The sequence below is a fragment of the Telluria sp. ZB4P36 genome (genome assembly GCF_059685865.1).
Map to the genome: position 1 here is coordinate 13543 of NZ_JCASIE010000003.1, position 25332 is coordinate 38874.

Here is a 25332-nt window from a genome sequence, read left to right on the forward strand (position 1 = left end):
GCTGATCCTTTCATGGACGGGACGCCCATGATAACCGTGTCCGCGCGCGGCGTCAGGCGGTAGCGGCAGGCGCCTGGGCACGCGCCGCGGCGGCGCCCACCGACTCGAGGATGCGTACCAGCGCCGTCATGTCGACCGGCTTGACCAGGTGGTGGGCGAAGCCGGCCTCGATGGCGCGCTCGCGGTCCCTGGCCTGGCCATAGCCGGTGATCGCCACCAGCACCGTGTCGCGCATCTCCGGCATCGCGCGCAGCTGCTCGGCCAGGTGGTAGCCGTCGATGTCGGGCAGGCCGATGTCGACCAGCATGGCGTCCGGCCGTTCGGCGCGGGCGCGGCGCAGGGCCGAACGCGCGTCGTATTCGACCGCCGTGCTGTAGCCCTGCACGCCCAGCAGCGTGGACAGGCTGTCGGCGGCGTCGGCATTGTCGTCGACCAGGACCAGGCGCAGCGGACGCTCCAGGCGCAGGCCCTGTTCCTGCAGCGGCGCGCCGCCACTGCCGGTGTCGGGTGCCGCCTCGACGCAGGGCAGCGAGAGCGTGAAGCTGCTGCCCCTGCCGACGCCCTCGCTGTGCGCGCCGACTTCGCCCTGGTGCAGTTCGACCAGGCGCTTGACCAGGGTCAGGCCGAGTCCCAGTCCGCCCTGCGAACGTGCCAGCGTGCGCGCGCCCTGCGTGAACAGGTCGAACACGTTCGGCAGCAGCTCGGGCGGCATGCCGGAACCGTTGTCGCTGACCGTGAGGCGCATCCGTTCCTCGCCCGCGTCGAGCGCCAGTGCGATGCGTCCCGCCTTGGGCGTGTACTTGGCCGCATTGTTGAGGATGTTGGCCACGCTCTGCACCAGGCGGGTCTGGTCGCCGCGCACGTACACCGGGCCGGGGGGCAGCGCCAGTTCCACCGCGTGGCCCTTCTCGGCGATCAGGGGGCGCGCCTGGTCGAGCGCGCCGGAGACGATGTCGCGGAAATCGACCACGCCCAGCTTGAGCTTGACGAGGCCGCGCGTGACGCGCGAGACGTCGAGCAGGTCGTCGATCAGGCGGCTCATGTGGCGCACCTGGCGGCTGATGATGGTGCTGGTCTGGCAGATGCGCGGCTCGTCCTTGAACTGCATCGACAGGAGGCTGGCCGAACTGCTGATCGGGGCCAGTGGGTTACGCAGCTCGTGCGCCAGCATCGCCAGGAATTCATCCTTGGTGTGGCTCAGGCGCTCGGCCTGCACGCGCGCCGCGCGCTCGCTCTGCAGCAGCGCGTCGCGTTCCTGCGCGGATTTCTGCGCCACGTCGTACAGGCGCGCGTTGTCCATCGCGATGGCCGCCTGCGCCGCCACGCCGGCGATGATGCGCTCGGTGCGTTCGGTGAACATGGCGGGCTCCGGGTGGCCGAAGAACAGCCCGCCCAGCACTTCGCCGGAGCGCGAGACCACCGGCACCGCGAGGTAGCTGCGCACCGCCAGGTGGCCGGACGGCATGCCCTCGCCCATCGCCGCGTAACGAAGGTCGCGCGTGATGTCGTCGCTGCGCACCGGCGCTTCGCCATTGAAGGTCGGACGCAGGATGTCGGTGGCGCGCGGCTGGCCCAGCTGCTCCATGTCCTCGCGCGAGGCGCCCGACAGCGTGTACAGCTGCAGCCGCTCCCCGTGCTCGTCGTGGGCGCTGTAGAAGAAGGCGCCGAAGCGCGCGCCCGCCAGCTCGGTGCCGGCGTCGGTGATCGCCTGCAGCAGCGTGCCCAGGTCGAGCGTCGAGGCCAGCGCCTGGCCGGTGCGGTTGACCATCTCGAGGACGCGCTTTTCGTCGCGCAGCGATTCCTCGACGCGCGCGCGCCGCACCACTTCGCGGGTATGGCGCGCCACGTCCTCGGCCAGCGCGACTTCCTGCTCGCTCCAGTGGCGCGGGCGCTGCTCGTGCAGGTAGAAGATCGCCGCCAGGCGCCCTTCCTCGATCAGCGGCACGATCACCATCGAACGCGCGCCGATGCCGGCATAGGCGGCCGCATACGGCGCCGCGCGCGCGTCGAGGGCGATGTCGTCGAGGACCAGCGTGCATCCGGTGCGCAGCGGCCCGATGATGGCGGGCCCGAAGCTGTCGAGTTCGCGCGATTCGCCGGCCAGGCTGGCGATGCTGCCGTCGGTCCAGTCGCGCTCCACGCTGACCATCCGCCCCGCCGCATCGATCTCGCCGTAGCCGACCCGGCCCACGCCGAGGTATTCGCCGGTCAGGCGGCTGGCCGCTTCCATCACGTGCACGGCATCCACCAGGCCGCGCAGCGTATCGCTCAGCTTCAGGTGGAAGGCGTGGCGGTGCTCGGCCAGCACCCGCGAGGTGCAGTCGGACAGGACGAAGTACACGCCGATCACCGCGCCGTCATGGCGCACCGGCGTGATCGAGGCCGAAAAATAGCGCCGCTCCAGCTTGCCGTTGCGCTGGAAATCGGTCAGCGCATTCTCGAAATACGCCGGCCGACCGGCCAGCGCGTCCATGACATGGGGCTGCAACCGCGGCCACAGCTCCGGGCGCACCAGCGGGAAAGGCTGGCCCATGGCCGCCGGGTGCCGGTCGCCGAGAAGCTCGGCATACGCGTCGTTATAGAACAGCCGCAGTTCCGGGCCCCAGGCGATGGCCATCGGAAAATGCGACGCGAGGATCAGGTCGGCGATGGCTTGCATGCCTTCGGGCCAACTGTCGGGTTTCACGGTAGGGAAGACTGGCCAAGGACGCTCGATGGCCTGGCCGGGCAGCGTCGCGCCGCCTTCCGGAAAAAGGGAGAGACTGCTTTCGTTGCTCATCAGGATAGCCCCAGTTCGATTCCGCGGCGTCCGGTCGCAGGGATGGGAACCCTGTCGCCGTGTTTGTTGTGTCGCCGTCAATTAATCGGCGAATTATAGCGAGCTATCCGGACGAGCCGCGCCCGATACGTTTCCTTAATACATTGTCAATAAGCCTCAGGCGAAGCGTGCCTGGTACTCGCTCGGCAGGACGCCCAGCTGGGCGCTGAAGGCGCGGCGCAGGTTGTATTCGGTGCCGTAGCCGCTGTCGCGCGCGGCCCGCTTGACCGTCATGCCCGGCATCTCGAGCAGGCGGCAGGCGGCTTCCATCCGCAGGCGCGCCAGCAGCTGCGCGGGCGTGGTGCCGGCTTCCCGGCGCAGCCGCCGGTGCAGGGTCCGCACCGACAGCGCGCAGGCGGCGGCCATGGCCTCGATGCCGGTCTCGTGCTGCAGGCGCGGACGCAGCCAGTCCGTGAGCATGGCGCAGATCCCGCCCTCCTGCGCAGGATTCTGGGCACCTGAGCTGAACTGGCGCTGGCCGCCGGGGCGCTTGCGAAACAGCACCAGCCGCCGTGCCGCCGCCAGGGCCGCCGCACGGCCCAGGTCTTCCTCGACCAGGTCCAGCGCCAGGTCCATGCCCGCGCTGATGCCGGCGGAGGTGTGGAATTTGCCGTCCCTGACGGTGATCGCATCGTCCTGGACCAGCAGGTCCGGATGCTGTTCCCGCAGGTCGGGCACTTCCTGCCAGTGGGTGGCGACACGGCGGCCTTCGACCAGGCCCGCGCGCGCCAGCACGAAGGCGCCGGTGCACACCCCGCAGGTGCGCGCGGTCGACGCGTCGGCCTGCCTGACCCAGTCCAGTGCGGCGCTCCCGGGGGCCGGCAGGTCGGCGAGCCTGCCGCCCGCGACGATGACGGTGCCCCCGGGCGGCGGCGCGGCGGGCAAGGGCTCGCACACGACGCTGACACCGGACGACGAGGCCACCTGGCCGCCGCCGGCGGCCAGCAGGTGGATGCGGTAAGGCGGCGCGCGTCCGGCATCGCGGGCTTCGTCGTTGGCCGTGGAAAAGACCTGGATCGGACCGGTCGCATCCAGCAGCATGAAGTTCGGGAATACCAGCAGCCAGATGTCGACGGCGCCGGCATGCGGATCGGGTGGAATGTTCATCGTGGCAGATATTCCACGAGGATTGGCAGGAATGTCAACGAACCGGCACTTACAATGCGGGCCGCTTTCAACCATTCGGAGGTTTCACGATGCGCTTTTCGATTCCGCTCGCCCTGCTGGCGGGCCTGTTCGCCGGCACCGTCCGCGCCGATGCCCTCGACGATGCTATCCGGCGCGAGATGCAGCGGCGCGGGGTGCCGGGCCTGGCGCTGGTGGTGGTCAAGGACGGCAGGATCGTGCGCGAGGGAAGCTATGGCCTGGCCAGCGTGGAGCACGGCGTGCCGGTGACGCCGGATACCGTGTTCCAGTCGGCCTCGGTGGGCAAGACCTTCACCGCGGCCCTGGTGCTGCTGCTCGAGAAGGAGGGCAAGCTGAAGCTCGACGACCCGGTCTCGCGCTACCTGGACAACACGCCGCCCGCATGGGCCGGCATCACGATCCGCCACCTGCTCACCCACACCTCCGGCCTGGGCGATCCCTACACCAGGATCGACCTGCGCAAGGATTACACGGACGAAGAGCTGGTCGCGCTGGAAGCATCGATGCCGCTGCTGTTCGCGCCCGGCGAGCGCTTCGCCTACAGCAACGCGGGCTATCACCTGCTCGGCTTCATCTGCACTCGGGTCGGCGGCAAGTTCTTCGGCGAGCAGCTGAAAGAGCGCATCTTCGCGCCGCTGGGCATGAAGGCGGGCGTGATCAGCGAAGCGGATATCGTTCCCGGACGCGCCGCGGGCTACGAGCGCATCGACGGCAAGCTGCAGAACCAGCGCTGGGTGGCGCCCAGCCTGAACCGGACCGCCGACGGCACCATCCACCTGAGCGCGCGCGACCTGGCGCGCTGGGACATGGCGCTCGAGGGCGACACGATCCTCGACGCCCGCATGAAACAGGCCAGCTGGACGCCGCCGCGGCTTGCAGATGGCAGCAAGGGACCGTACGGCTACGGATGGTACCTGGGCACCCAAGCCGGCCACCGCACGGTGATGCACGGCGGCGCCTGGCAAGGATTCAAGTCCGTCATGACGCGCTACCCCGACGACCGCCTCAGCGTGATCGTCCTGGCGAATTCGGCCGCCGCGCGCCAGGGAAAGATCGCCGACCTGGTGGCGGCGCACTACCTCCCCGCGCTGGCGCCGGTGCGGCCGCCGGCCATCGCCGACCGCGATCCGGCCAGCACCGCCCGTGCCCGCGCGGCGGTCGGCCAGCTCCTTGCCGGCCAGGTACCCACGGGCCTGTCGGACGCCGAACGCGGGCGCTTCACACAACGCTGGGTGACCCAGCTCGCCGCCGAGTTCCGCGACTTCGGCGCCTTGCGTTCGGTCGAGCTGCTGGCCCGCGGCAGCGAGGGAGGCGGCAAGCAGGCGCGCTACCGCTTCCTGTTCGAGAACGAAACCTTGCTGGTGGCGCTGCACCAGGGCAGCGACGGCCTGATCGAGCGGCTGGGGATCTCGCTCGAGTAAACGGGCATCAGGCCTGGCGGTCGGTCGAGAAGCGGAAGCGCGATTCGGTCTGGTACACCTCGCCCGGGCGCAGGATCACGTTCGGGAACTGCAGCTGGTTGGGCGAATCCGGGAAGTGCTGCGGCTCCAGGCAGAAGCCGCTGCGGTGGGCAAAGGCCTGGCCCTTGCCCGCCAGCGTACCGTCGAGGAAGTTCCCGCTGTAGAACTGCACGCCCGGCTCTTCGGTGAACAATTCCAGCACCCTGCCCGAGCGCGGTTCCAGCACGTGGGCGGCGCGCGTCATGGCCTTCCCCTGCGGCTTGTTGAGCGCGAAGCAGTGGTCATAGCCCTGGCCGTTGCGCAGCTGGGTGTCGTCCTCGCCGATGCGCGCGCCGATCGGGCGCGGAGCACGGAAGTCGAAGGGCGTGCCCTCCACCGGCGCCAGCGCCCCGGTCGGGATCGAGGCGGCGTCGATGGCGACGAAGGCATCGGCATCGATCGTCAACAGGTGCCCGAGGATGTCGCCGCTGCCGGCCAGGTTGAAGTAGCTGTGCTGGGTCAGGTTCACCGGGGTGGCCTGGTCGGTCACGGCATGGAAGCGCACCACCAGCTCGTTGTCGTCGGTGAGCGCGTAGATGACGGTCACCTCCAGATTGCCCGGGTAGCCCTGCTCGCCGTCGCGGCTGGCGTAGGACAGGAGCAGGCTGTCGCCTTCCACCGTGGCGCTCCACTTCACTTTGTCGAAGCCGGGCGCGCCGCCGTGCAGGTGGTTGTTGCCGTTGTTGACCGGCAGGCTGAACTCCTGGCCGTCGAGCGTGAACCTGCCCTCGGCGATGCGGTTGCCGTAGCGCCCGATCAGGGCGCCGAAATACGGGCTGTCCCCTGCGTAGGGTGCGAGCGTGTCGAAGCCCAGCACGACGTCGGCCAGCCGGCCTTCGCGGTCCGGCGCATGCAGCTCGGTGATGATGCCGCCGAAGTCGATGATCCTGGCCACCATGCCGTTCGCATTGGTGAGGGTGAACTGGGTGATGGTCTGGCCGTCCGGGCCGTGGCCGAAGGGCGCTTGCGTGATACCGGTGCGCACGTTGTCGTCGTCTCCGTATTGGGTGAATGGGCCGATCCTAACATGCGTGCCGGCGGGACCGCCCCGGCGAATCCGTTACCTATTTACAACACATGACTAAGTAGAACCACTTAGTTTGCGTTGGCTCGTGCGGCTTTTTGGCCACGCAGACATGCTTCTCGGAAACCGAATAAGCAAAGAGCTAAGGAATCGTGGCATGATTTTGATTGCACTGGTAACTTAAGCTTTTATGCAACTGTGCGTTTCTGTCTACTGACAACGAGAACGGCGTTCGGAAACCCCATTCAACCACCGGAGATCACCCCAATGAAAAAGAAGAGCTTGGCCATCGCCCTTTTATCCCTCCTGCCGCTGGCAGCCGCCCATGCGCAGACCAGCGTCCAGATCTACGGCATTGCCGATGCATCGGTCGGCATCGAAGACACCGACGCTCCGGGCGAGGACAGCCGCACCGTGATCAGCTCGGGCACCCAGTCCACCAGCCGCATCGGTTTTCGCGGCACCGAAGACCTGGGCAACGGCCTGAAAGCACTGTTCAACATCGAAGCCGGTGTCGCGCTCGACAGCGGTGCCCAGGATGCCGCCGGCACCTTCCAGCGCCGCGCCGTCGTCGGCCTGCAGGGCGCCTTCGGTACCATCACCATCGGCCGCGAATACGGTCCGATCGCCGCGGTGGCCCAGTCGGCCGACCCGCTCGGCCACGGCTTCTACGGTTCGACCCTCACCAGCTTCGGCACCAACCGCCTGACCCGCCGCCTGTCGAACTCGGTCAACTACAAGAGCGACCCGATCAGCGGCTTCACCGTGCTGGCCGCCTACAGCGCCGGCGAGCGCCAGACCGACAACCCGTCGGGCGACCTGGTCGGCGTCGCAGCCGAATACAAGAACGGCCCGCTGTACCTGGGCGCCGGCTACCAGCAGACCGAGGCCCTGGCCACCGGCGACAACAAGGAGTACGCACTGGGTGCCGGCTTCACCGTGGGCGCCTTCGACCTGCGCGCGGCCTACCTGGAAGCCGATCCGACCGGCAACAACAACGAGTACAAGTACACCACCGTCGGTGGCGTGTACACCGTCGGCCCGAACAAGTTCTACGCCTCGGTGCACCAGCAGAAGCTGGAATCCGGCGCCAAGGGCAACGGCTTCTCGCTGGCCTACAGCTACACCCTGTCCAAGCGCACCAACCTGTACAGCAGCTACGCACGCCTGCGCAACAACCGTCTCGGCGTGTTCGGCGTGGCTTCCGCTGGCGGCACCTTCGCCCCGCCGGTCACCGCGCTCGGCGCCGATCCGTCGGTGTTCAACGTGGGTGTGCGTCACTCGTTCTAAGAACGACGCCCCAGAAGCAAAACGGCAAGCCCTCTGGGCTTGCCGTTTTTTTTCGCGCCTTGAAAACGTCAGGCCGCCAGTGCCCTGAACGCCGGCTGCGGCGCGCGCACCGCTTCCGGCGCTGCCGCTTCGGCGGCGCCGATGCGGAATACCGCCATCGCCGCATTCAGCTTGGCCGCCTGTTCCTTCATCGCTTCCGCCGCAGCGGCCGCCTCTTCCACCAGCGCCGCGTTCTGCTGCGTCACGTGGTCCATCTCCACCACGGCCTGGTTGATCTGCTCGATGCCTGCCGTCTGCTCCTGGCTGGCCGAGGTAATCTCGCCCATGATGTCGGTCACGCGGCGCACGCTGTCGACGATCTCCTGCATGGTGGCGCCGGCTTCGGCCACCAGCTTGCTGCCGCTGGCGACCTTCTCGGACGAGTCGTGGATCAGGCCCTTGATTTCCTTGGCCGCCGCCGCCGATCGCTGGGCCAGGTTGCGCACCTCGCTCGCCACCACCGCGAAGCCGCGGCCCTGTTCGCCCGCCCGCGCCGCTTCCACGGCTGCATTCAGTGCGAGGATGTTGGTCTGGAAGGCGATGCCGTCGATGACGCCGATGATGTCGCTGATCTTGCCGGACGACGCATCGATGTCGGACATGGTGCCGACCACCTGGCCGATCACGGCGCCGCCGCGCTGCGCCACCTGCGAGGCCGCTTCCGCCAGCACGTTGGCCTGGCGGGCGTTGTCGGCGTTCTGCTTGACGGTCGAGGTCAGCTCTTCCATCGAGGAGGCGGTTTCTTCCAGCGAGCCGGCCTGCTGTTCGGTGCGCGCGGACAGGTCCTGGCTGCCGGCCGCCACTTCCGAGGCGGCCACGGCGATGGTGTCGGTGCCGCTGCGCACGGTGCCGACGGTGCGCGCCAGGTTCTCGTTCATGGTCTTGAGCGCCTGCAGCAGCCGACCGGCTTCGTCGCGGGTCGTGACTTCGATGCGGCTGGTCAGGTCGCCCGCGGCGACGGTGTTCGCCACTTCCAGCGCGCGCTGCACCGGGACCGTGATCGAACGGGTGATCCACCATGCCACGGCGGCCCCCAGCGCCAGGGCCGCCGCGCCCAGGGCCCACATCAGGCGAACGGTGTTGTCGTAGGTGCGCTGCGCCTCCCCGGCCTTTTCCATGGCGATCGTCTTCTGCAGCGCGGCCTGCTCGCGCACCGCCTTCTTCAGGTCCACCAGCAGCGGACGCAGGTCTTCGATCAGGTACTGGCGCGCTTCTTCGAGCAGGCCCTGGTTGACCAGACCGATGAGCTTTTCCTGGCCCTGCACATAGAGGCTGGCATGCTTCACCTTCTGCGCCAGCAGATCGCGTGCTTTCGGATGCTGCAGGGTCTTGTCCAGCTCGGCCAGGATGCGGTCGATTTCCTTGCGCGAGGCAAGGACCACCTCGACCTGCTTCTGGCGCTCTCCGCGCTCCTCGATGAGCATGATATTGCGCAGTGCGATGGCGACGCTGTCGATTTCGCCGAGCAGGCGGCCCGTCGTTTCGATGCGCGGCATGCGGTTGTTGACGATTTCGTCGGTGCCGCTGTTGATTCGGCCCAGCATCATATTGCTCGTGCCGATCATGCAGACGAGCATGAGGCAGATGGTGCCGAAGCCGAGGCCGAGGCGCTTGCCGATGTTCAAGTTAGCGAAGTTCATGGTGATTTTCCTTATATTGCCGACGTCCCGCCGGCCGTAGTTCATGGGTTTATGCGGCTTTCTGCACGCCGTTGATCAGACCGAGCTTCTCCGAGCTCATCAGCTGGTCGATGTCGAGCACGATCAGCATGCGCTCGCCCACGGTACCCAGGCCGGTGATGTAGTCGCCATCGGCGCTCGAGCCCATTTCGGGCGCAGGGCGCATCTGGTCTTCGCTCAGGGTGACGACGTCCGAGACACTGTCCACCACCATGCCGATCACGTGGTTCTTGATGTTCAGGACGATGACGACGGTGAACTGGTCGTAGACCGGCTCGCCGAGATCGAACAGGATGCGCATGTCGACGATCGGGACGATCGAGCCGCGCAGGTTCATGATGCCCTTGATGCAGGCCGGCGCGCTCGGCAGCAAGGTCGGCTCTTCATAGCCGCGGATTTCCTGCACCTTCAGGATGCTGATTGCATACTCTTCCTTCGCCAGCCGGAAAGAGAGCACTTCCTTGTCTTGGGTCGTGTTCTGAGAGTCCATCTTCTTGCTTTCTGTTCAATTAGTCCGACCGTAATTGCCGGAACGCAAGATACATTACGTCCATTCCAGTGCGAACTCGATAGAGGAATGACAAAACTGGGGATTTTTTTTCCAAAACGGTGCGCCGTATGGCATGCATGCAACGCTGCCGGGCCTGGCACGCTTTCTGCACTGCAGTGATGCATGACACCGCATTCGACAGGAAGGCCCGCATGATCATCCGACGACTCGACGCGCGCGCCATGCGCGAAGTGCGCACCCAGTTGGCAACCCTGCTGCTCGACGCGGTGGCCGATGGCTTTTCGCTTGGTTTCCTGGCCGGACTCGATGACGAACAGCTCGACGCCTACTGGAGCGGCGTCGAACGGGATGTCGCTGCCGGCAGCCGGGTGCTGCTGGTGGCCGAACGCAATGGCGTGCTGGTCGGCGCCGTGCAGCTCGAGCTGTGCCAGAAACCGAACGGCAGCAACCGCGCCGAGCTGCAAAAGATGCTGGTGCACTGCACGATGCGGCGGCGCGGCGTCGGCACCGCCCTGCTGCAGGCGGCCGAAGTGGAGGCGCTGGGCCTGCGCCGCGGCCTGCTGTTCCTGGATACCGAGGCCGGCTCCGGCGCCGAGCAGTTGTACGGCAAGGCGGGCTTCACGCGCGTCGGCGAGTTGCCGGATTACGCCTGCAGCCCGAACGGCCACTGGCGTCCTACCGCGATCTGGTACAAGACGCTGTTCCCGCGCGCACGCCGCTGACCCGGAACGCCATGCTGACCCTGACCAACCGCATCGACCACGCCACGCGCGTGCACGGCGTGCTGGCGCTGCCCTGGGAGCGGCGGGCGGGCGCGCGCCTGCAGGCGATGCTGGCCTCGGGCGAAGCCGTGGCGCTGAACATGTCTTGCGGGACTCCTCTGCACCACGGCGACCTGCTGCGCGACGAGGATGGCCGCGTGGTGCGCATCCTCGCCGCCCCCGAGCCGACCTATGCCCTGCGCTGTCGGGATGCGCCGACCCTGGCGCGCTGCGCACTCTACCTCGAGCAGTGCCGGATCCAGGCCCAGGTCTGCCGGTGGGGATTGCGGATCCGCGCCGTACCCGCCCTGCGCCCGGCCATCCATGGGCTGGGCGTGAGCGTCGACGACGAGCTGGCGCCCTTCGAACCGGATACTGCCCGCTGAGCGCGGCACACGCCCGAATCGCTGCGTTGCCGCAATGTCACGTAGAATCATGCCGTTCCCGTGACCACCACCCCAACGTGCCCGACAGCTCTTCCTCCATCGTCCGCCGGCCCCTGCGCGCCTACCTGTTCTGGCTGGTGCTGGCGACCCTGCTGCCCGGCGCCCTCGGCGCATCGATCCTGTTCGTCCACCAGTACCAGAAGGCGCGCACCCAGTTCGAGAAGAACACCCTGCAGACCGTGCGCGCGCTGGTGCAAAGCACCGACAACAAGCTGCGCCAGGCCCAGTCGATCGCCCAGACCCTGTCCACCATCGACGCGCTCGAGGCGGGCGACTTCGCACGCGTGCACCGCCAGGCGCGCGAAGCCCTGGCGCTCGCCGGCGGGCGCATGAACGTGGTGCTGCGCGACCGCAGCGGGCAGCAGCTCCTCAACACCGCGGCCGCCTACGGCGCGCCGCTGCCGCTCGATCCGTCGCCGCAGCTGGCGCGGGTGTTCGCCAGCGGCCGGCCATCGGTATCGGACGTGTTCCAGGGCGCGCTGAGCCGGCGCCCGACCACCAGCGTGGACGTGCCGGTGCGCGTGGGCGGCGAGATCCGCTACGTCCTGAGCGTCCGCATGCGGACCGAACATTTCGACGGTCTCCTGAGCCCGCAATTGGTGCCGGAGGGCGCGGTGGCTTCCCTGTTCGACCGCAACGGGATCATCTTCTACCGCAACATGAACCGCGACCGCTCGGTCGGCCAGCCGGTCAACCCGCTGCTGCGCGCCGCCGCCGCCAGCCGCCAGGAGGGCACCATCGATTCGCGCTCGCGCGAGGGCGTACCGCTGCTGACTTCCTTCGCGCGCTCTTCCCACAGCGGCTGGGGCGTCGCGATCGGCATCCCGCGCGCCAGCCTGCTCACGGAACTGATGGGACAGCTCGCCCTCATGGCGGGCGTCGCCGTGCTGCTGTTCGCGATCGGCCTGTGCCTGGCATGGCTGATCGGCGGGCGCCTGGCACGCTCGGTGCAGGCGCTGTCGGGCCAGGCGCTGGCGCTCGGCAGGGGAGAAACCCCGCCGCCCTTCACCGAAGTGCACGTGCGCGAGGCCGCCGACGTGGCGGCCGCCATCGGCGACGCCGCCGCCCTGCTGGCGGAGCGTGCGCGCCAGCTGGCGGCCAAGGAGTCGGCGCTGCGCGAGACCCACATCCTGGCGCGCTTCGGCACCTGGCACTGGAGCCTGGACAGCGAAGAAATCGAAGTTTCCGATTCGGTGCCGCACATCTTCGGGCGCACGCTGCCGCCTTTCGCGCAGCAGCGCGGCAGCGTGCTGCTCGACGAGTCGTGGCTGCAGGTGCAGCGTTTGACCTCGGAACTGGTGCGCGTGGGCGGCAGCGGCAAGCTGCAGCTGCACGCGGTCCACGCCGACGGCCACCGCATCTGGCTCGACTACCGCTGCGAGAGCGTGCATGGAGCGGATGGCCGTGTGGTGGCGCTGCGCGGCACGATGCAGGACATCAGCGAACGCGTGCGCGCCGAGGAAGCCCTGCGCCAGGCCGACCAGCGCAAGAACGAATTCCTGGCGATGCTGGCGCATGAGCTGCGCAACCCGCTGGCGCCGATCTCCTCCGGCGCCCAGCTCCTCGGCCAGGAGGGACTCGACCCGGCGCGCATCAGGCAGGTCAGCGCCATCATCACGCGCCAGGTGCGCCACATGGCCGGGCTGGTGGACGACCTGCTCGACGTCTCGCGCGTCACGCGCGGCCTGGTGGTCCTGAGCAAGGAACGCACCGACATCAATGGCGTCGTGCTGGAGGCCATCGAACAGGTGCAGGCACTGGTGCGCGACAAGGAACACCAGCTGGAAGTGGCTGTATTGCCGCAGCCCTGCTTCGTGCTGGGCGACCGCAAGCGCCTGGTGCAGGTGGTGGGCAACCTGCTGCACAACGCGGCCAAGTTCACCGGGCGCGGCGGCCGGATCGAGGTTTCCGTGACGGCCGCTGGTGAAGCGGTGCTGGTGGAGGTGCGCGACAACGGCATCGGCATGCTGGCGGACGAACTGGAACGGGCCTTCGACATGTTCGTGCAGGGACAACGTACGCCGGACCGCTCGCTCGGCGGCCTGGGCATCGGCCTGGCGCTGGTGCGCAGCCTGGTCGAGCTGCACGGCGGCAGCGTGCACGTGGCCAGCGGCGGCCAGGGCATGGGAACCACCTTCACGGTGCGCCTGCCGCGCTGCGTCGAACGCAGCACCGACGCCGGCGCTTCAGGCGACAAGGCCGCGGCGGGCGGGCACCTGAAAGTGCTGGTAGTGGATGACAACGTCGACGCGGCCCGGATGCTGGCCATGGTAGTGGCGGCGCAGGGCCACGAGGTGCGGGTGGAGCACGATTCGCACGAGGCGCTGGCGCAGGCGGCCGCTTTTGCCCCGGACCTCTGTCTGCTCGACATCGGGCTGCCGGAGATGGACGGCTACGAACTGGCACGCCGCCTGCGCCGCCATCCGGCCAGCGCCGGCGCGACCCTGGTCGCGGTGACCGGCTACGGCCAGGAACAGGACCGCCGCAACAGCGCCGCCGCCGGCTTCGACCACCACCTGGTCAAGCCGGTGGACATGGCGAGCCTGGACAAGATCGTGGCCGACGCGGCCGGCACATGCGCTAGCGCTTGACGCTGCCGAAGGGCTCGCCCTTCTTCCAGGCCGGCATGGCGGGCGCGTTGGCCACCGCGTAGCCCAGGTTCAGCGTGAACTGGGCCTGCTGCACCATGCCCGACAAGTCCCAGTCCGCGCGGTACTCGTCGCTCACCTGGTGGTAGTCCTTCTTGAAGCCCACCATCTTCCCGCTCGACGCCGTATGGTCGTGGGCGAACTCGAAATGGCCGTCGCCCGAGAACACGGCCGAACCCACGTTAAAGGCCGGCACGCCCGCCTTGGCGAAGTTGAAATGGTCGGCGCGGAAATAGGCGCCCGACAGGTCGGGTATGGTGGGCGCCAGCTTCAGGCCCATGCCCTTGGCCACCTGGGCGGCGGTGTCGTACAGGGTGCTGCGCTCGGCGCCCGGCACGCCGATATCCCTGGTCCGGCCGACGAAGTTCAGGCTGTCGAGATTCAGGTCGGCGGCGGTCTGCGCCAGCGGCACCACGGGATTCTTCACGTAGGCGGCGCTGCCCAGCAGGCCCTGCTCCTCGGCGGCCGGCCACAGGAAGACCTGGGTGCGGCGCGCCGGCTTCCTGACGGCTTCGGCCGCCATCGCCAGCAGCGCGGCGGTGCCGGAGGCATTGTCGATGGCGCCGTTGTAGATGCGGTCGGTCTTCCCCGGCTGCGCGGCTTCGTCGATGCCCATGTGGTCCCAGTGCGAGGAGTACACCACCGCCTGCGCCTTCAGCTTCGGGTCGGTGCCCGGCACGATGCCGACCACGTTGTACTGCTCGACGGTGCGGATGGCCGACTTCAGCTCGACCTTGGCCCCGATCTTCAGGTCCACCGGGCGGAAGTCGCGCCGCTCGGCCTGGGCGCGCAAGGCGTCGAGGTCGAAGCCGCCGGCCGCGAACAGTGCACGCGCGGTGTCCTCGTGCAGCCAGCCTTCGATCGGATTGCCGGGGCCTGCCAGGTGGAAGCGCTCGTGCGAGAAGCCGTTGGCCGGCACGCTCCATGGATACGAGGACGAAGGCAGCGTGTGGATCAGCAGCGCGCCGGCGGCGCCCTTGCGCACCGCTTCCTCGAACTTGTACAGCCAGCGCCCGTACCAGGTGTAGGCCTTGCCGGCGAAGCGCTGCGGTTCCTGCGCGGTGGGCTGGGGATCGTTGACCATCATGACCAGGATCTTGCCCTTCACGTCGACGCCCTTGTAGTCGTCCCATTGCTCCTCGGGCGCCACCACGCCGTAGCCGACGAACAGCAGCGGCGCATCGAAAGCGAGCTGGGTGCGCCCGCTGGCGGTGCCGAACACGATGCCCTTGCCGATTTCCGGGCTGAAGTGCTTGCCGCCGGCCTGGAAGCTGACCGCGCTGCCCGGCAGCAGTTTCGTGCCTTCGATCTCGACCTTCTGGCGGTAGCCGCCCTCCTTGTTCGCGGGATAGGCGGGCTTCAGGCCGATGATCGCGGCCTGGGTTTCGAGATAGCGCACCGCGAGGTCGCCGCCGCGCTGGCCGGTGCCGCGTCCCTCGAACAGGTCGTCGGCGAGGAAGGCCAGGTGGCCGCGCAGGACGGGTTCGGACACAGTGGGCGCCTGCTGGGCGGAGACGCTTGCCGGCAGGGTGAAGGCGGCGGCGAGGGCAAGGCGGGAAAGGCGCATCGGAATATCCATTGGGCTTGGCAAAGCGCCATCTTAACCCGGCATGGTTGGGCTGTGATACAGACACCGTGCGCTTCCCGTTGCAGCGGCCTGCCCCGTGCGCCTATACTTGTTTTCCATTTAACAGGGACCAGCCAATGACCATCACACGCCGCACCGCCGTCGCCGCACTGGCCGCCCTGCCCCTGGCCGTCCAGGCCGCCCCAGACAGGAAGGAAAGCACCCCCATGTACGGACTGATCGGAAAAATGCGCGCCCAGCCGGGCCAGCGCGACGCCCTCATCGCCATCCTGCTGGAAGGCACGGCGGCGATGCCGGGGTGCCTGAGCTACGGCATCGCCAAGGACAAGCTGGATGCCGACGCGCTCTGGATCACGGAAACCTGGATCGACCAGGCCAGCCACAGGGCCTCGCTGTCGCTGCCGTCGGTGCAGGCCGCCATCGCCAGGGGCCGGCCGCTGATCGCCGGCTTCGGCGAGCGCTTCGAGACCGAGCCGGTGGGCGGGCACGGCACGATGTCGAAGCGCTCGGCCTGAGCCTTCCTCAGGCGGCGGTGGGCGCCCCGGCAAAGGGCCGCGCATCGGTCGGCAGGTCGATCACGAATACGGTGCCGTCCTCGACGGAGCTGGACATCAGCACGCTGCCGCCGTGCGCCTCGGCCACGCGCCGCACGTAAGGCAGGCCCAGGCCCCAGCCCTCGCCCTGGCTGTCGCCAAGGCCCTGGCTGCCGGCGCGGCGGTAGAGCTGGAAGATGCTCTCGCTGTCTTCCGGGGCGATCGCCGGGCCCTGGTTATGCACCATCACCTGCACCCGCTCGACCGTGGTCGACACGGTCAGCCGGATCGCCGGTTCGCGTGCGCCGTACTTGATCGCATTGTTGACCAGGTTTTCGATGGCGCGCTGGACTGCCTCATGGCACCACCAGCCTTCCACGGGATCGGCTTCGAGCGCCAGTTCGATCGGATGCAGGACTTCGGCCGACCGGACGATGTCGCGCACCAATGCCGCCAGGTCGATGCGTTCGATCTGGAGCCGCACCGGCCCGGTCTTGCTGAAGGCGATACGGTCGAGCAGTTCGCGTGTCATGCCGTCGATGCGCTGGGTGCTGGCCACGATCTTCTCGGCGAAGCGGCGCGCATTCGGATCGTTCGAGGTGTGGTTGATCATCTCGGCCGCCATCTGGGCGGTGGACAAGGGAGTACGCAGGTCGTGCGCCATCGTGGCGACGTACTGCTCGCGCAAGGCCGCCTGCACTACGGTGAAGGCATTCGCACTTTCGCGGATGGTCGCGTCCACATGGGCATACACGGTGGCGCGCTGGGCTTCTTCGAGCGTGACGCCATGGCGTGCCAGTTCGCGCAGCAGCACGTCGCGGAAGATCTGCAGTTCGTGGATGACGGCGGTGGCATCGTACAGCGTCATGCGGGCGCGCTCGCCGCCATGCTCGCTGGCCACGGCGCCGAGGTCGGTGACGAGGCGCGCCGAATAGCCCGGCGTCAGCAGCGCCGCCAGGGTGTCGAAATAGGCCGGCACCGTGTTTTCGAGGATGGGCACAGGGAGTTCCCTTGCCTGCGCCACGGTGCTGCGCACCTCGGCCATCCAGGCCTCCACGATCGGCCCGCGCAGGGCCACCATCGACCGCGTGACGGGCGACAGCCCGGGATCATCCGGGGACAAGTGTCCGGTCAGGTTTGCGCTCATGCTCGGCCCAGTGCTTCAGAAACTGCGGTCGCGTTGTCAAATAAGTACGTGATTGCAGTCTACACGACCGTGTTTACAGGCGGCGCAAGAATGGATTTCGCGGCCTCTCGCTACTGGCCGAGCCAGAGGCGGTAGCCCACGCCGGTCTCGGTCAGCAGGTAACGCGGCTGGGCCGGGTCGTCTTCCAGCTTGTGGCGCAGGTGCCCCATGTAGATGCGCAGGTAATGGCCGCTTTCCGCATGGCCCGGCCCCCAGACGGCGCGCAGCAGCTGCGGGTTGGTCACGACCCGGCCGGCATTGCCGACCAGGACCGACAGCAGCCGGTATTCGGTCGGGGTCAGGTGCACATGCTGACCGTCGCGGGTGACGCTGCGGTCATGGGGATAGACGGCGACGCTGCCGAAGCGCACGCTGCCGTCCTCGCGCGTGGCGGGCTGGCGCTGGCGCCGCAGCGTGGCGCGCACCCGTGCCAGCAGTTCGCCGGTGCCGAAAGGCTTGGTAAGATAGTCGTCGGCCCCGGCGTCGAGCGCGCGGATCTTTTCGCTTTCCATCGAACGGGCCGAGAGCACGATGACCGGCACCGCCGACCATTTGCGCAGGTCGTGGATGAAGTCGATGCCGTCGCCGTCCGGCAGACCAAGGTCGAGCACCACCATGTCGGGACGGCGGGTGCCGGCGTCGATCAGGCCGCGCGCCATGCTGTTTGCCTCGTGCACCTGCCAGCCCTCCTGCTCCAGCGCGGCACGCACGAAACGGCGGATCTGGGGTTCGTCCTCGATCAGCAGCGCGTTGGGTTTGTCGTTCATTCCTCGCTTCCATCAGGGCCTTCGGCCAACTCGGGTTCGGGCGTGTCGGGCGGACTTCCTGCCGGCAGCGAGAACACGAAGCCGGCGCCGCCCAGCGGCGAAGCGCAGGCGCGGATACTGCCGCCGTGCGCTTCGACGATGGCGCGGCAGATGGCCAGTCCCAGGCCCGCGCCGGGAAGCGCCGATTCGCGCTCGCCGCGCATGAACTTGTCGAAGACCCGTTCTTCGCTGCCGGGTTTCAGGCCCGGGCCGTTGTCATGGACCATGACGTCCACCATGTCGCCACGCATCGCGGCCGACACCTCGATGCGCGCGCCTGCCGGCGTGTATTTTGCGGCATTCTCGAGAAGGTTGCACAGTACGCGTTCGACCAGCACGGCGTCGAAACGCAGCAGCGGCAGCACGTGCGGCAGGCGTACCGACACATGGTGGCGGCGCAGTGCCGCGCCGCTGGCACGCAGCGCGGCGCCGACCACGTCTTCCAGTGCCTGCCAGTCGAGGTTGAAATGCACCTGGCCGCTCTCGATGCGCGCCATGTCGAGCAGGTTGGTCACCAGGGTGCTCATGCGCAGCGCTTCTTCATGCAGGGCCTGGGCCAGCCCGTATGGCTGGTCCGCCAGCGGCGGATCGCCGCGCAGCAGCGATTCGGACAGCCCCACCAGCGACGTCAGGGGCGTGCGCAGGTCGTGCGACAGCGCCGACAACAGCGAATTGCGCAAGCGCTCCGATTCCATGCTGACCAATGCCGACTGGGCGACCTCGACGTAGTGGACGCGTTCGAGCGCGATCGCCGCCAGCGCGGCCAGGGCATCGAGCTGGCGGCGCTGTTCGGGGACGAGGATCCAGCGCCCGGCGTCCGGTTCGATCGCGAGCACGCCGCGCGTGCGCATCGGCGCGACCAGCGGCAGGTAGAACACCGGGCTGGCCGGCAGCGTGTCGGTGCCGAGACCCGCGCTTTGCGCATGGTCGAAGGACCATTGGGCGATGCCGGCGTCGAGGCCGGGCAGCGCCGTCTCGGGCACGGCCAGCCTGTCCCGGGCATCCGGCGCGAGCAGGACGGAGCGGGCGCCGAACGAGCTGCGGATGAGCTCCTGGGTGGCCTCGACCACCTGGTCCGCGACCAGTACGCCGGAGAGGTCGCGCGCGAACTCGTACAGTGCGCGCACGCGCTGCTCGCGCTGGGCGGCAACCCGCGCCTGGAAACGCAGGCCGGCGGTGAGATGGCCCGTGATCAGGCCCACCGCCAGCATGACGGCGAACGTGATCAGGTACTGGAAGTCGGACACCGCAAAGGCGAAGCGCGGCGGCACGAAGAAGAAATCGAAGCAGGCGACGCCGACGCAGGTCGCGGTGACGGCGGGCGCGCGGCCGAAGCGCACCGCCACCAGCACCACCACCAGCAGGAACAGCATCGCGATGTTGGCCAGGTCGAGCCGCGCCAGCAGTGGTGCGGCAAGCGCCGCCGTGAGCAGGCTTGCGCCGGCCGCGATCAGGTGCGGCAGCGGATGCAGCTTGCCTGACGGGCCGTCTTGCGCGGCCGCCATCCGGTGCGGCGGGACAGGCAGCTGGACCGCGGGAGCGCCGACCTCGATCAGGTCGACCCCGGGCGCCAGCCGTGCCAGGCGGCGCGCCAGGCGGCGCTGCCAGGGCCAGCGCGCGCGCGAACGGCCGAGCGCGAGCTTCGACAGGTTATGGCTGTGGGCGTAACGGATCGCGGCCTGCGCCACGTCGGCATCCGCCACGGTCGAGGTCTCGGCACCGAGGTCCTGCGCCAGCTTGAGCGCGGCCAGCATGCGCTCGCGCGCCGCTGCGGGCATGCGAGCGAGCGCCGGCGTCTCGACATACAGGGCGTGCCAGGCGGTGCCAAGCTGCGAGGCCATGCGCGCGCCGCTGCGCACCAGGTGCTCGGCCCCGGCATCCGGCCCGACGCATACCAGGAGCCCGGCCCCGGTCTTCCAGATGGTATCGACCGACTGCTCGACGCGCCAGGCACGCACGTCGTCCTCGACCCGGTCGGCGGTGCGCCGCAGGGCCAGCTCGCGCAGCGCGATCAGATTGCCCTTCCTGAAGAAGTTGCCTGCGGCCCGCTCGGCCTGGGCCGGCTGGTAGACCTTGCCCGCCTTGAGGCGCGCCAGCAGCGCGTCGGCCGGCAGGTCGACCATCACCACCTCGGCTGCTTCGTCGAATACGCTGTCCGGCACGGTTTCCGCCACCCGGACGCCTGCGATGCCGCCGACCACGTCGTTCAGGCTTTCCAGGTGCTGCACGTTGACGGTGGTGAGCACGTCGATGCCGGCGTCCAGCAGTTCCACGACGTCCTGCCAGCGCTTGGGGTGGCGCGAGCCCGGTGCGTTCGAGTGCGCCAGTTCGTCGACCAGGATGACCGAGGGTTTCCTGGCCAGGGCCGCATCGAGGTCGAACTCGCCGATCCGCACCCCGCGGTGCTCGACCTGGCGGCGCGGCAGCATCTCGAGGCCATCGAGGAGGCGCGCAGTCTCCTCGCGCCCATGGGTCTCGACCACGCCCACCAGCGGACTTCTCCCCTCGTCCTGCAGGCGGCGCGCCTCTTGCAGCATGGCATAGGTCTTGCCCACGCCGGCCGAGGCGCCGAAATAGATGCGCAGCCTGCCGCGCGCGGCATTGCGCTCCTGCGCGCGCAACTGCGCCAGCAGGGCATCGGGGTCGCGGCGGGGGGAGTCGTTCTGGGGCATCGTTCAGCGAGTATGCATGGATTGCGCGTCCAGTGCCAGGTTCAGCGCCAGCACGTTCACGCGCGGCTCGCCGAACAAGCCCAGCACGCTGCCCTCGGCATGCGCATCGATCAGCTCCTCGACCCGGCGCGGCGCGAGACCGCGCGCCTTTGCGACGCGCCCCGCCTGCCAGCGGGCGCCGGCCAGGCTGATCTCGGGATCGAGGCCGCTGGCCGAGGCGCCGACCAGGTCGGCCGGCACAGGAGTCCGGTTGCCTGGGTCGGCGGCGCGCAGCGCCTGGGCGCGCGCCTTGACGGCATCATGCAGGGCCGGATTGAGCGGCCCCTGGTTCGAGCCGGACGAACCGCCGCCGTTGTTCGGCATCGGGCCGGTGGCCGAGGGCCTTCCCCAGAAGTATTGCGGGGCGCTGAAATGCTGGCCGATCAGGCGCGAGCCGACTACCCGCTCGCCCTGCTTCACCAGGCTGCCGTTGGCCTGCTCCGGAAAAGCGGCCTGGGCGATGCCCGTGACAAGGAGCGGATAGGCGAGGCCGCAGACCAGGGTAAGCGCGGCGAACAGCACCAGCGCGGGTCGGAGAATGGATTGCATGATGGTTCCTCAAACAAGATTCAGCGCGGACAGCGCCATGTCGATCAGCTTGATGCCGGCGAACGGCAGCAGGATGCCGCCCAGGCCATACACCAGCATGTTCCGGCGCAGCAGGCTGGCCGCCCCGATCGCACGGTAGCGCACGCCCTTCAGGGCCAGCGGGATCAGGAACACGATGATCAGGGCGTTGAAGATCAGCGCCGACATGATCGCCGAGGCCGGGCTGGCCAGACGCATGATGTCGAGCGCTTCCAGGGCCGGATAGGTATCGACAAAGGCGGCCGGCACGATCGCGAAATACTTGGCGATGTCGTTGGCGATCGAGAAGGTGGTGAGCGCCCCTCGGGTCATCAGCATCTGCTTGCCGATCTCGACGATCTCGAGCAGCTTGGTCGGGTTCGAATCCAGGTCGACCATGTTGCCGGCTTCCTTGGCGGCCTGGGTGCCCGAGGCCATCGCCACCGCGACGTCGGCCTGGGCCAGCGCCGGGGCGTCGTTGGTGCCGTCGCCGGTCATCGCGACCAGCTTGCCCTCGGCCTGGTAGCGCCGGATCAGATCCAGCTTGTCTTCCGGCGTTGCCTCGGCCACGAAGTCGTCCACGCCGGCCTCTGCCGCGATGGCGGCGGCGGTCAGCTTGTTGTCGCCGGTGATCATGACCGTCTTGACGCCCATGCTGCGCAGCTCGGCGAAGCGCTCGCGGATGCCGCCCTTGACCACGTCCTTGAGCTCGACCACTCCCATCACGCGGGCGCCGTCGGCCACCACCAGCGGGGTGCTGCCGCGGCGCGCCGCCGCCTCGGCGATCGCCCCCACCTCAGCCGGATACGGCTGGCCGAGCGTTTCGACGTGGGCGCGAATCGCGCTGGCCGCGCCCTTGCGGAGCTGGCGCCCGCCGATGTCGGCGCCGCTCATGCGGGTCTGGGCGCTGAACGGCACGAAGCTGGCGTGCAAGCTTTCCATCGCGCGTTCGCGGATGTTGAAGCGGCTCTTGGCCAGTACCGCGATGCTGCGCCCTTCCGGGGTCTCGTCGGCCAGCGAAGCCAGTTGCGCCACGTCGGCCAGTTCCTGTTCCGTAACGCCAGGCGCCGGCAGGAAGGCCGCGGCCTGGCGGTTGCCGAAGGTGATGGTGCCGGTCTTGTCCATCAGGAGCACGTCGACGTCGCCCGCCGCCTCGACCGCACGGCCGGAGGTGGCGATGACCTTGGCCCCCATCATGCGGCTCATGCCGGCCACGCCGATGGCCGACAGCAGGCCGCCGATGGTGGTCGGGATCAGGCATACCAGCAGCGCCACCAGGGCGGTGATCGTTACCGGCCGGCCGCCGCCCGCGGCTTCCACCGAGAACAGCGAGAACGGCAGCAGCGTGACGGTCACCACCAGGAACACGATGGTCAGCGCCACCAGCAGGATGGTGAGCGCGATTTCGTTCGGGGTCTTCTTGCGCGAGGCGCCTTCGACCATGCCGATCATACGGTCAAGGAAGGTTTCACCCGGGTCGGCGGTGACGCGCACCACCAGCCAGTCGCTCAGCACCCGAGTGCCGCCGGTGACGGCGCTGAAGTCGCCGCCCGACTCGCGGATCACCGGCGCGGATTCGCCGGTGATGGCGCTTTCGTCGACCGAGGCCACACCTTCCAGCACTTCGCCGTCCATGGGAACCACGTCGCCCGCCTCGACCAGGAAGTGCATGCCCTTGCGCAGCTCTTCCGACCTGACCGGATACCAGGAAACGCCGTGATGTGGCGACGGCAGCTTCTTCGCCATGACGGTCTGCTTCAGGCTGCGCAGCGAGGCCGCCTGGGCCTTGCTGCGGCCTTCGGCCAGGGCTTCGGCGAAGTTGGCGAACAGTACCGTGAACCACAGCCAGGCGGCGGTGGCGGCGATGAAGCCGACCGGTGCTTCGCCTTCCGCGCCCAAGGCCTGGAACGCGAGCAGCGTGGTCAGGATGCTGCCGGCGTAGACGACGAACATGACCGGGCTGCGCAGCTGCGTCCGCGGATGCAGCTTGCGGAAGGAGTCGGCGATGGCCGGACCGAGCAAGTTCGAATCGAACAGGGTCAGGGCCCGGCCTGCGGGCAGGCCCTGGGGAAGGCTATTTTCCATGACAGGTGTATCCATGATCACTTCGCAAACAATTGAAGATGCTCGACCACCGGGCCCAGGGCGAGCGCCGGCACATAATTGAGGACGCCCACCAGCAGGACCACGCCTGCCAGGAGCCCGACGAACATCGGTCCGTGGGTCGGCATGGTGCCGGCGTTGGCGGCCAGGCGCTGGCGCGCGGCGAGCGAGCCGGCGATCGCCAGTACCGGGACGATCACGCCGAAGCGGCCGAACCACATCGCCACCGCCAGCAAACCGTTGTAGAACGGCGTGTTGGCGGACAGGCCGGCGAAGGCGCTGCCGTTGTTGTTGGCGGCCGAGCTCAGGGCGTACAGGATCTCGGAGAAACCGTGCGCGCCCGGGTTGGCGATACCGGCCTTGCCGGCGTCCGCGACAACGGCGATGGCGGTCCCCAGCAGGACCAGGCAGGGCGTGACCAGGATGACCAGCGAGGCCATCTTCATCTCGTAGGCGCCGATCTTCTTGCCCAGGTATTCCGGCGTGCGTCCGATCATCAGGCCGGCGATGAACACGGCCAGGATCGCGAATACCAGCATGCCGTACAGGCCCGAGCCGACGCCGCCGAAGATCACTTCGCCCAGCTGCATCAACACCATCGGCACCATGCCTCCAAGGGGCATGAAGGAATCGTGCATGGCGTTCACCGCGCCGCAGGAGGCCGCGGTGGTGACGGCCGCGAACAGGCTCGAGGCGGCGATGCCGAAGCGGGTCTCCTTGCCTTCCATATTGCCCGCGGATGCGTCGACGCCGAGGCTGGCCAGAAGCGGGCCGGCCTGCTGCTCGGCCGCAAAGGCGAGCGTGGCGGCGGCGACGAAGATCACGCTCATGGTCGCCAGCACCGTCCAGCCCTGGCGCATGTCGCCGACCATGCGCCCGAAGGTGAAGCACAGGCCTGACGGGATCAGGAAGATGGCCAGCATCTGCACGAAGTTCGACAGCGCGTTGGGGTTCTCGAAGGGATGCGCCGAGTTGGCGTTGAAGTAGCCGCCGCCATTGGTGCCCAGCAGCTTGATGGCTTCCTGCGAGGCGACCGGTCCCATCGGAATCGTCTGGGTGACGGCGACGGCCGCCTGTTGGCTGCCAGGCAGCGCGTAGCCGGCCGGATCCAGCACCTGGGCGTCGACGTGGGAGGAGAAATTCTGCACCACGCCCTGGCTGGCGAAGAAGACCGCGAACACGATGGACAGCGGCAGCAGCACGTACAGGGTGGCGCGGGTCATGTCGATCCAGAAGTTGCCGATCGACTCACTCGAGCGCGCAGCGAAACCGCGGATCAGGGCGAAGGCGACGGCAATGCCGGTGGCGGCCGAGAAGAAGTTCTGGCCGGCCAGCGCCACCATCTGGGTCAGGATGCTCATGGTCTGCTCGCCACTGTAGCCCTGCCAGTTGGTGTTGCTGACGAAGCTGACGGCGGTGTTGAAGGACGAGTCGGCGCTGACATTCGACATGCCCTCGGGATTGAGCGGCAACCATGCCTGTATGCGCTGCAGGAAATAGACTGCAATCGCACCGACGGCATTGAAGGCGAGCAGGGACAAGGCATAGATTTTCCAGCCCTGTGCTCCGGTGCAGCCATCGCCGGCGGCCCGGTAGAACAGCGATTCGACCTTGCTCATCCAGCGCATGCCGGGAACGGCAGCGCTGTCGGCGACGCGCGCCATGTACAGGCCCAGTGGATAGCCGAGCAGCAGCAGGACCAGCAGGAAGGCCGCCAGGAGCGGCAGGAAGTCGGAGAACATCTACAGGTCCTCCGCCTTGAACAGGGCCACCAGCAGGTAGACCAGCAATCCGGCGGCAAGGGCGCCGCCTACCAGGTAAAAGGTGTTCATTGCTTGCGTCCCAGGCGGTGGCAACCGGCAAGCAGCAGCCAGGTCAGCGCGAAGAACAGCGCGAAGGCGCCGATGAAAAGGAAGTCCATACATACTCGCTTTCAGCCTTGTTGTTGTGGATAGAGCGTAGCGGCGCCGCGCGAAA

General features: G+C 68.4%; 20 protein-coding genes. 6 read left to right on the plus strand and 14 right to left on the minus strand.

What is annotated here, in order from left to right:
- Nucleotides 1-52 precede the first annotated feature (52 nt).
- Both AC56LK_RS05360 and AC56LK_RS05365 read right to left on the minus strand, forming a co-directional pair.
- Nucleotides 53-2779 carry an ATP-binding protein gene (locus AC56LK_RS05360; RefSeq protein ID WP_497183540.1) on the minus strand — a complete coding sequence of 909 codons (2727 nt, stop codon included), beginning with the start codon at nt 2777-2779 and terminating at the stop codon, nt 53-55.
- A 156-nt stretch (nt 2780-2935) separates the two neighbouring features.
- The gene (locus tag AC56LK_RS05365) at nt 2936-3925 is read right to left on the minus strand and encodes a GlxA family transcriptional regulator (protein ID WP_497183541.1); all 990 of its coding nucleotides are present in this window, start codon (nt 3923-3925) and stop codon (nt 2936-2938) included.
- 89 nt (nt 3926-4014) lie between these two features.
- On the opposite strand from AC56LK_RS05365, the gene AC56LK_RS05370 reads away from it, so the two are divergent.
- On the plus strand, nt 4015-5385 hold the full coding sequence (locus tag AC56LK_RS05370) for a serine hydrolase domain-containing protein (protein WP_497183542.1): 1371 nt from the start codon (nt 4015-4017) through the stop codon (nt 5383-5385).
- Nucleotides 5386-5392: 7 nt separating this feature from the next.
- Here AC56LK_RS05370 and AC56LK_RS05375 read toward each other — a convergent pair whose 3' ends face one another.
- Nucleotides 5393-6448, minus strand: coding sequence for an aldose epimerase family protein (locus AC56LK_RS05375; protein WP_497183543.1), 1056 nt, complete (start codon nt 6446-6448; stop codon nt 5393-5395).
- A gap of 306 nt (nt 6449-6754) precedes the next feature.
- Here AC56LK_RS05375 and AC56LK_RS05380 point away from each other — a divergent pair, with 306 nt between their 5' ends.
- Nucleotides 6755-7777, plus strand: coding sequence for a porin (locus tag AC56LK_RS05380; RefSeq protein WP_497183544.1), 1023 nt, complete (start codon nt 6755-6757; stop codon nt 7775-7777).
- 68 nt (nt 7778-7845) lie between these two features.
- Here AC56LK_RS05380 and AC56LK_RS05385 read toward each other — a convergent pair whose 3' ends face one another.
- Both AC56LK_RS05385 and AC56LK_RS05390 read right to left on the minus strand, forming a co-directional pair.
- Nucleotides 7846-9456 carry a methyl-accepting chemotaxis protein gene (locus AC56LK_RS05385; protein WP_497183545.1) on the minus strand — a complete coding sequence of 537 codons (1611 nt, stop codon included), beginning with the start codon at nt 9454-9456 and terminating at the stop codon, nt 7846-7848.
- 49 nt (nt 9457-9505) lie between these two features.
- Complete coding sequence (locus tag AC56LK_RS05390) at nt 9506-9985, minus strand: chemotaxis protein CheW (RefSeq protein ID WP_497183546.1); 480 nt, start codon at nt 9983-9985, stop codon at nt 9506-9508.
- Between the two features lie 212 nt (nt 9986-10197).
- On the opposite strand from AC56LK_RS05390, the gene AC56LK_RS05395 reads away from it, so the two are divergent.
- The 3 genes from AC56LK_RS05395 (at nt 10198) to AC56LK_RS05405 (ending at nt 13804) form a co-directional block, all read left to right on the plus strand.
- On the plus strand, nt 10198-10728 hold the full coding sequence (locus AC56LK_RS05395) for a GNAT family N-acetyltransferase (RefSeq protein WP_497183547.1): 531 nt from the start codon (nt 10198-10200) through the stop codon (nt 10726-10728).
- Between the two features lie 11 nt (nt 10729-10739).
- Nucleotides 10740-11153, plus strand: a complete 414-nt coding sequence (locus AC56LK_RS05400) for an urease accessory protein UreE (protein ID WP_497183548.1) — start codon at nt 10740-10742, stop codon at nt 11151-11153.
- Nucleotides 11154-11230: 77 nt separating this feature from the next.
- Nucleotides 11231-13804, plus strand: coding sequence for a hybrid sensor histidine kinase/response regulator (locus AC56LK_RS05405; protein ID WP_497183549.1), 2574 nt, complete (start codon nt 11231-11233; stop codon nt 13802-13804).
- Here the strand turns inward: AC56LK_RS05405 and AC56LK_RS05410 are convergent.
- Entirely contained in the window at nt 13794-15428 is a 1635-nt protein-coding gene (locus tag AC56LK_RS05410; protein WP_497183550.1) for a M28 family peptidase, read from the minus strand. The genes AC56LK_RS05405 and AC56LK_RS05410 overlap by 11 nt on opposite strands.
- A 137-nt stretch (nt 15429-15565) precedes the next feature.
- Here AC56LK_RS05410 and AC56LK_RS05415 point away from each other — a divergent pair, with 137 nt between their 5' ends.
- The gene (locus AC56LK_RS05415) at nt 15566-15964 is read left to right on the plus strand and encodes a putative quinol monooxygenase (protein ID WP_497183551.1); all 399 of its coding nucleotides are present in this window, start codon (nt 15566-15568) and stop codon (nt 15962-15964) included.
- A gap of 7 nt (nt 15965-15971) precedes the next feature.
- Here the strand turns inward: AC56LK_RS05415 and AC56LK_RS05420 are convergent, their stop codons facing one another.
- The 8 genes from AC56LK_RS05420 to AC56LK_RS05455 form a co-directional block, all read right to left on the minus strand.
- The gene (locus AC56LK_RS05420) at nt 15972-17129 is read right to left on the minus strand and encodes a sensor histidine kinase (protein WP_497183552.1); all 1158 of its coding nucleotides are present in this window, start codon (nt 17127-17129) and stop codon (nt 15972-15974) included.
- 110 nt (nt 17130-17239) lie between these two features.
- Nucleotides 17240-17935, minus strand: coding sequence for a two-component system response regulator KdpE (gene kdpE / locus AC56LK_RS05425; RefSeq protein WP_497183553.1), 696 nt, complete (start codon nt 17933-17935; stop codon nt 17240-17242).
- Nucleotides 17932-20646: a DUF4118 domain-containing protein gene (locus AC56LK_RS05430; RefSeq protein WP_497183554.1), complete on the minus strand. Its 2715-nt coding sequence runs from the start codon at nt 20644-20646 to the stop codon at nt 17932-17934. Before AC56LK_RS05430 ends, kdpE begins: the two co-directional genes overlap by 4 nt.
- 3 nt (nt 20647-20649) lie before the next feature.
- Complete coding sequence (kdpC, locus tag AC56LK_RS05435) at nt 20650-21234, minus strand: potassium-transporting ATPase subunit KdpC (protein WP_497183555.1); 585 nt, start codon at nt 21232-21234, stop codon at nt 20650-20652.
- A 9-nt stretch (nt 21235-21243) separates the two neighbouring features.
- Nucleotides 21244-23337, minus strand: coding sequence for a potassium-transporting ATPase subunit KdpB (gene kdpB / locus AC56LK_RS05440; RefSeq protein ID WP_497183556.1), 2094 nt, complete (start codon nt 23335-23337; stop codon nt 21244-21246).
- 17 nt (nt 23338-23354) lie between these two features.
- Nucleotides 23355-25097 (minus strand): potassium-transporting ATPase subunit KdpA, encoded by a 1743-nt coding sequence (gene kdpA / locus AC56LK_RS05445; protein ID WP_497183557.1) that lies wholly within the window; start codon nt 25095-25097, stop codon nt 23355-23357.
- Complete coding sequence (gene kdpF / locus AC56LK_RS05450; RefSeq protein WP_497183558.1) at nt 25098-25187, minus strand: K(+)-transporting ATPase subunit F; 90 nt, start codon at nt 25185-25187, stop codon at nt 25098-25100.
- Nucleotides 25184-25276: a potassium ABC transporter ATPase gene (locus tag AC56LK_RS05455; protein ID WP_497183559.1), complete on the minus strand. Its 93-nt coding sequence runs from the start codon at nt 25274-25276 to the stop codon at nt 25184-25186. The genes kdpF and AC56LK_RS05455 overlap by 4 nt, the downstream gene beginning before the upstream one ends.
- Nucleotides 25277-25332 lie beyond the last annotated feature (56 nt).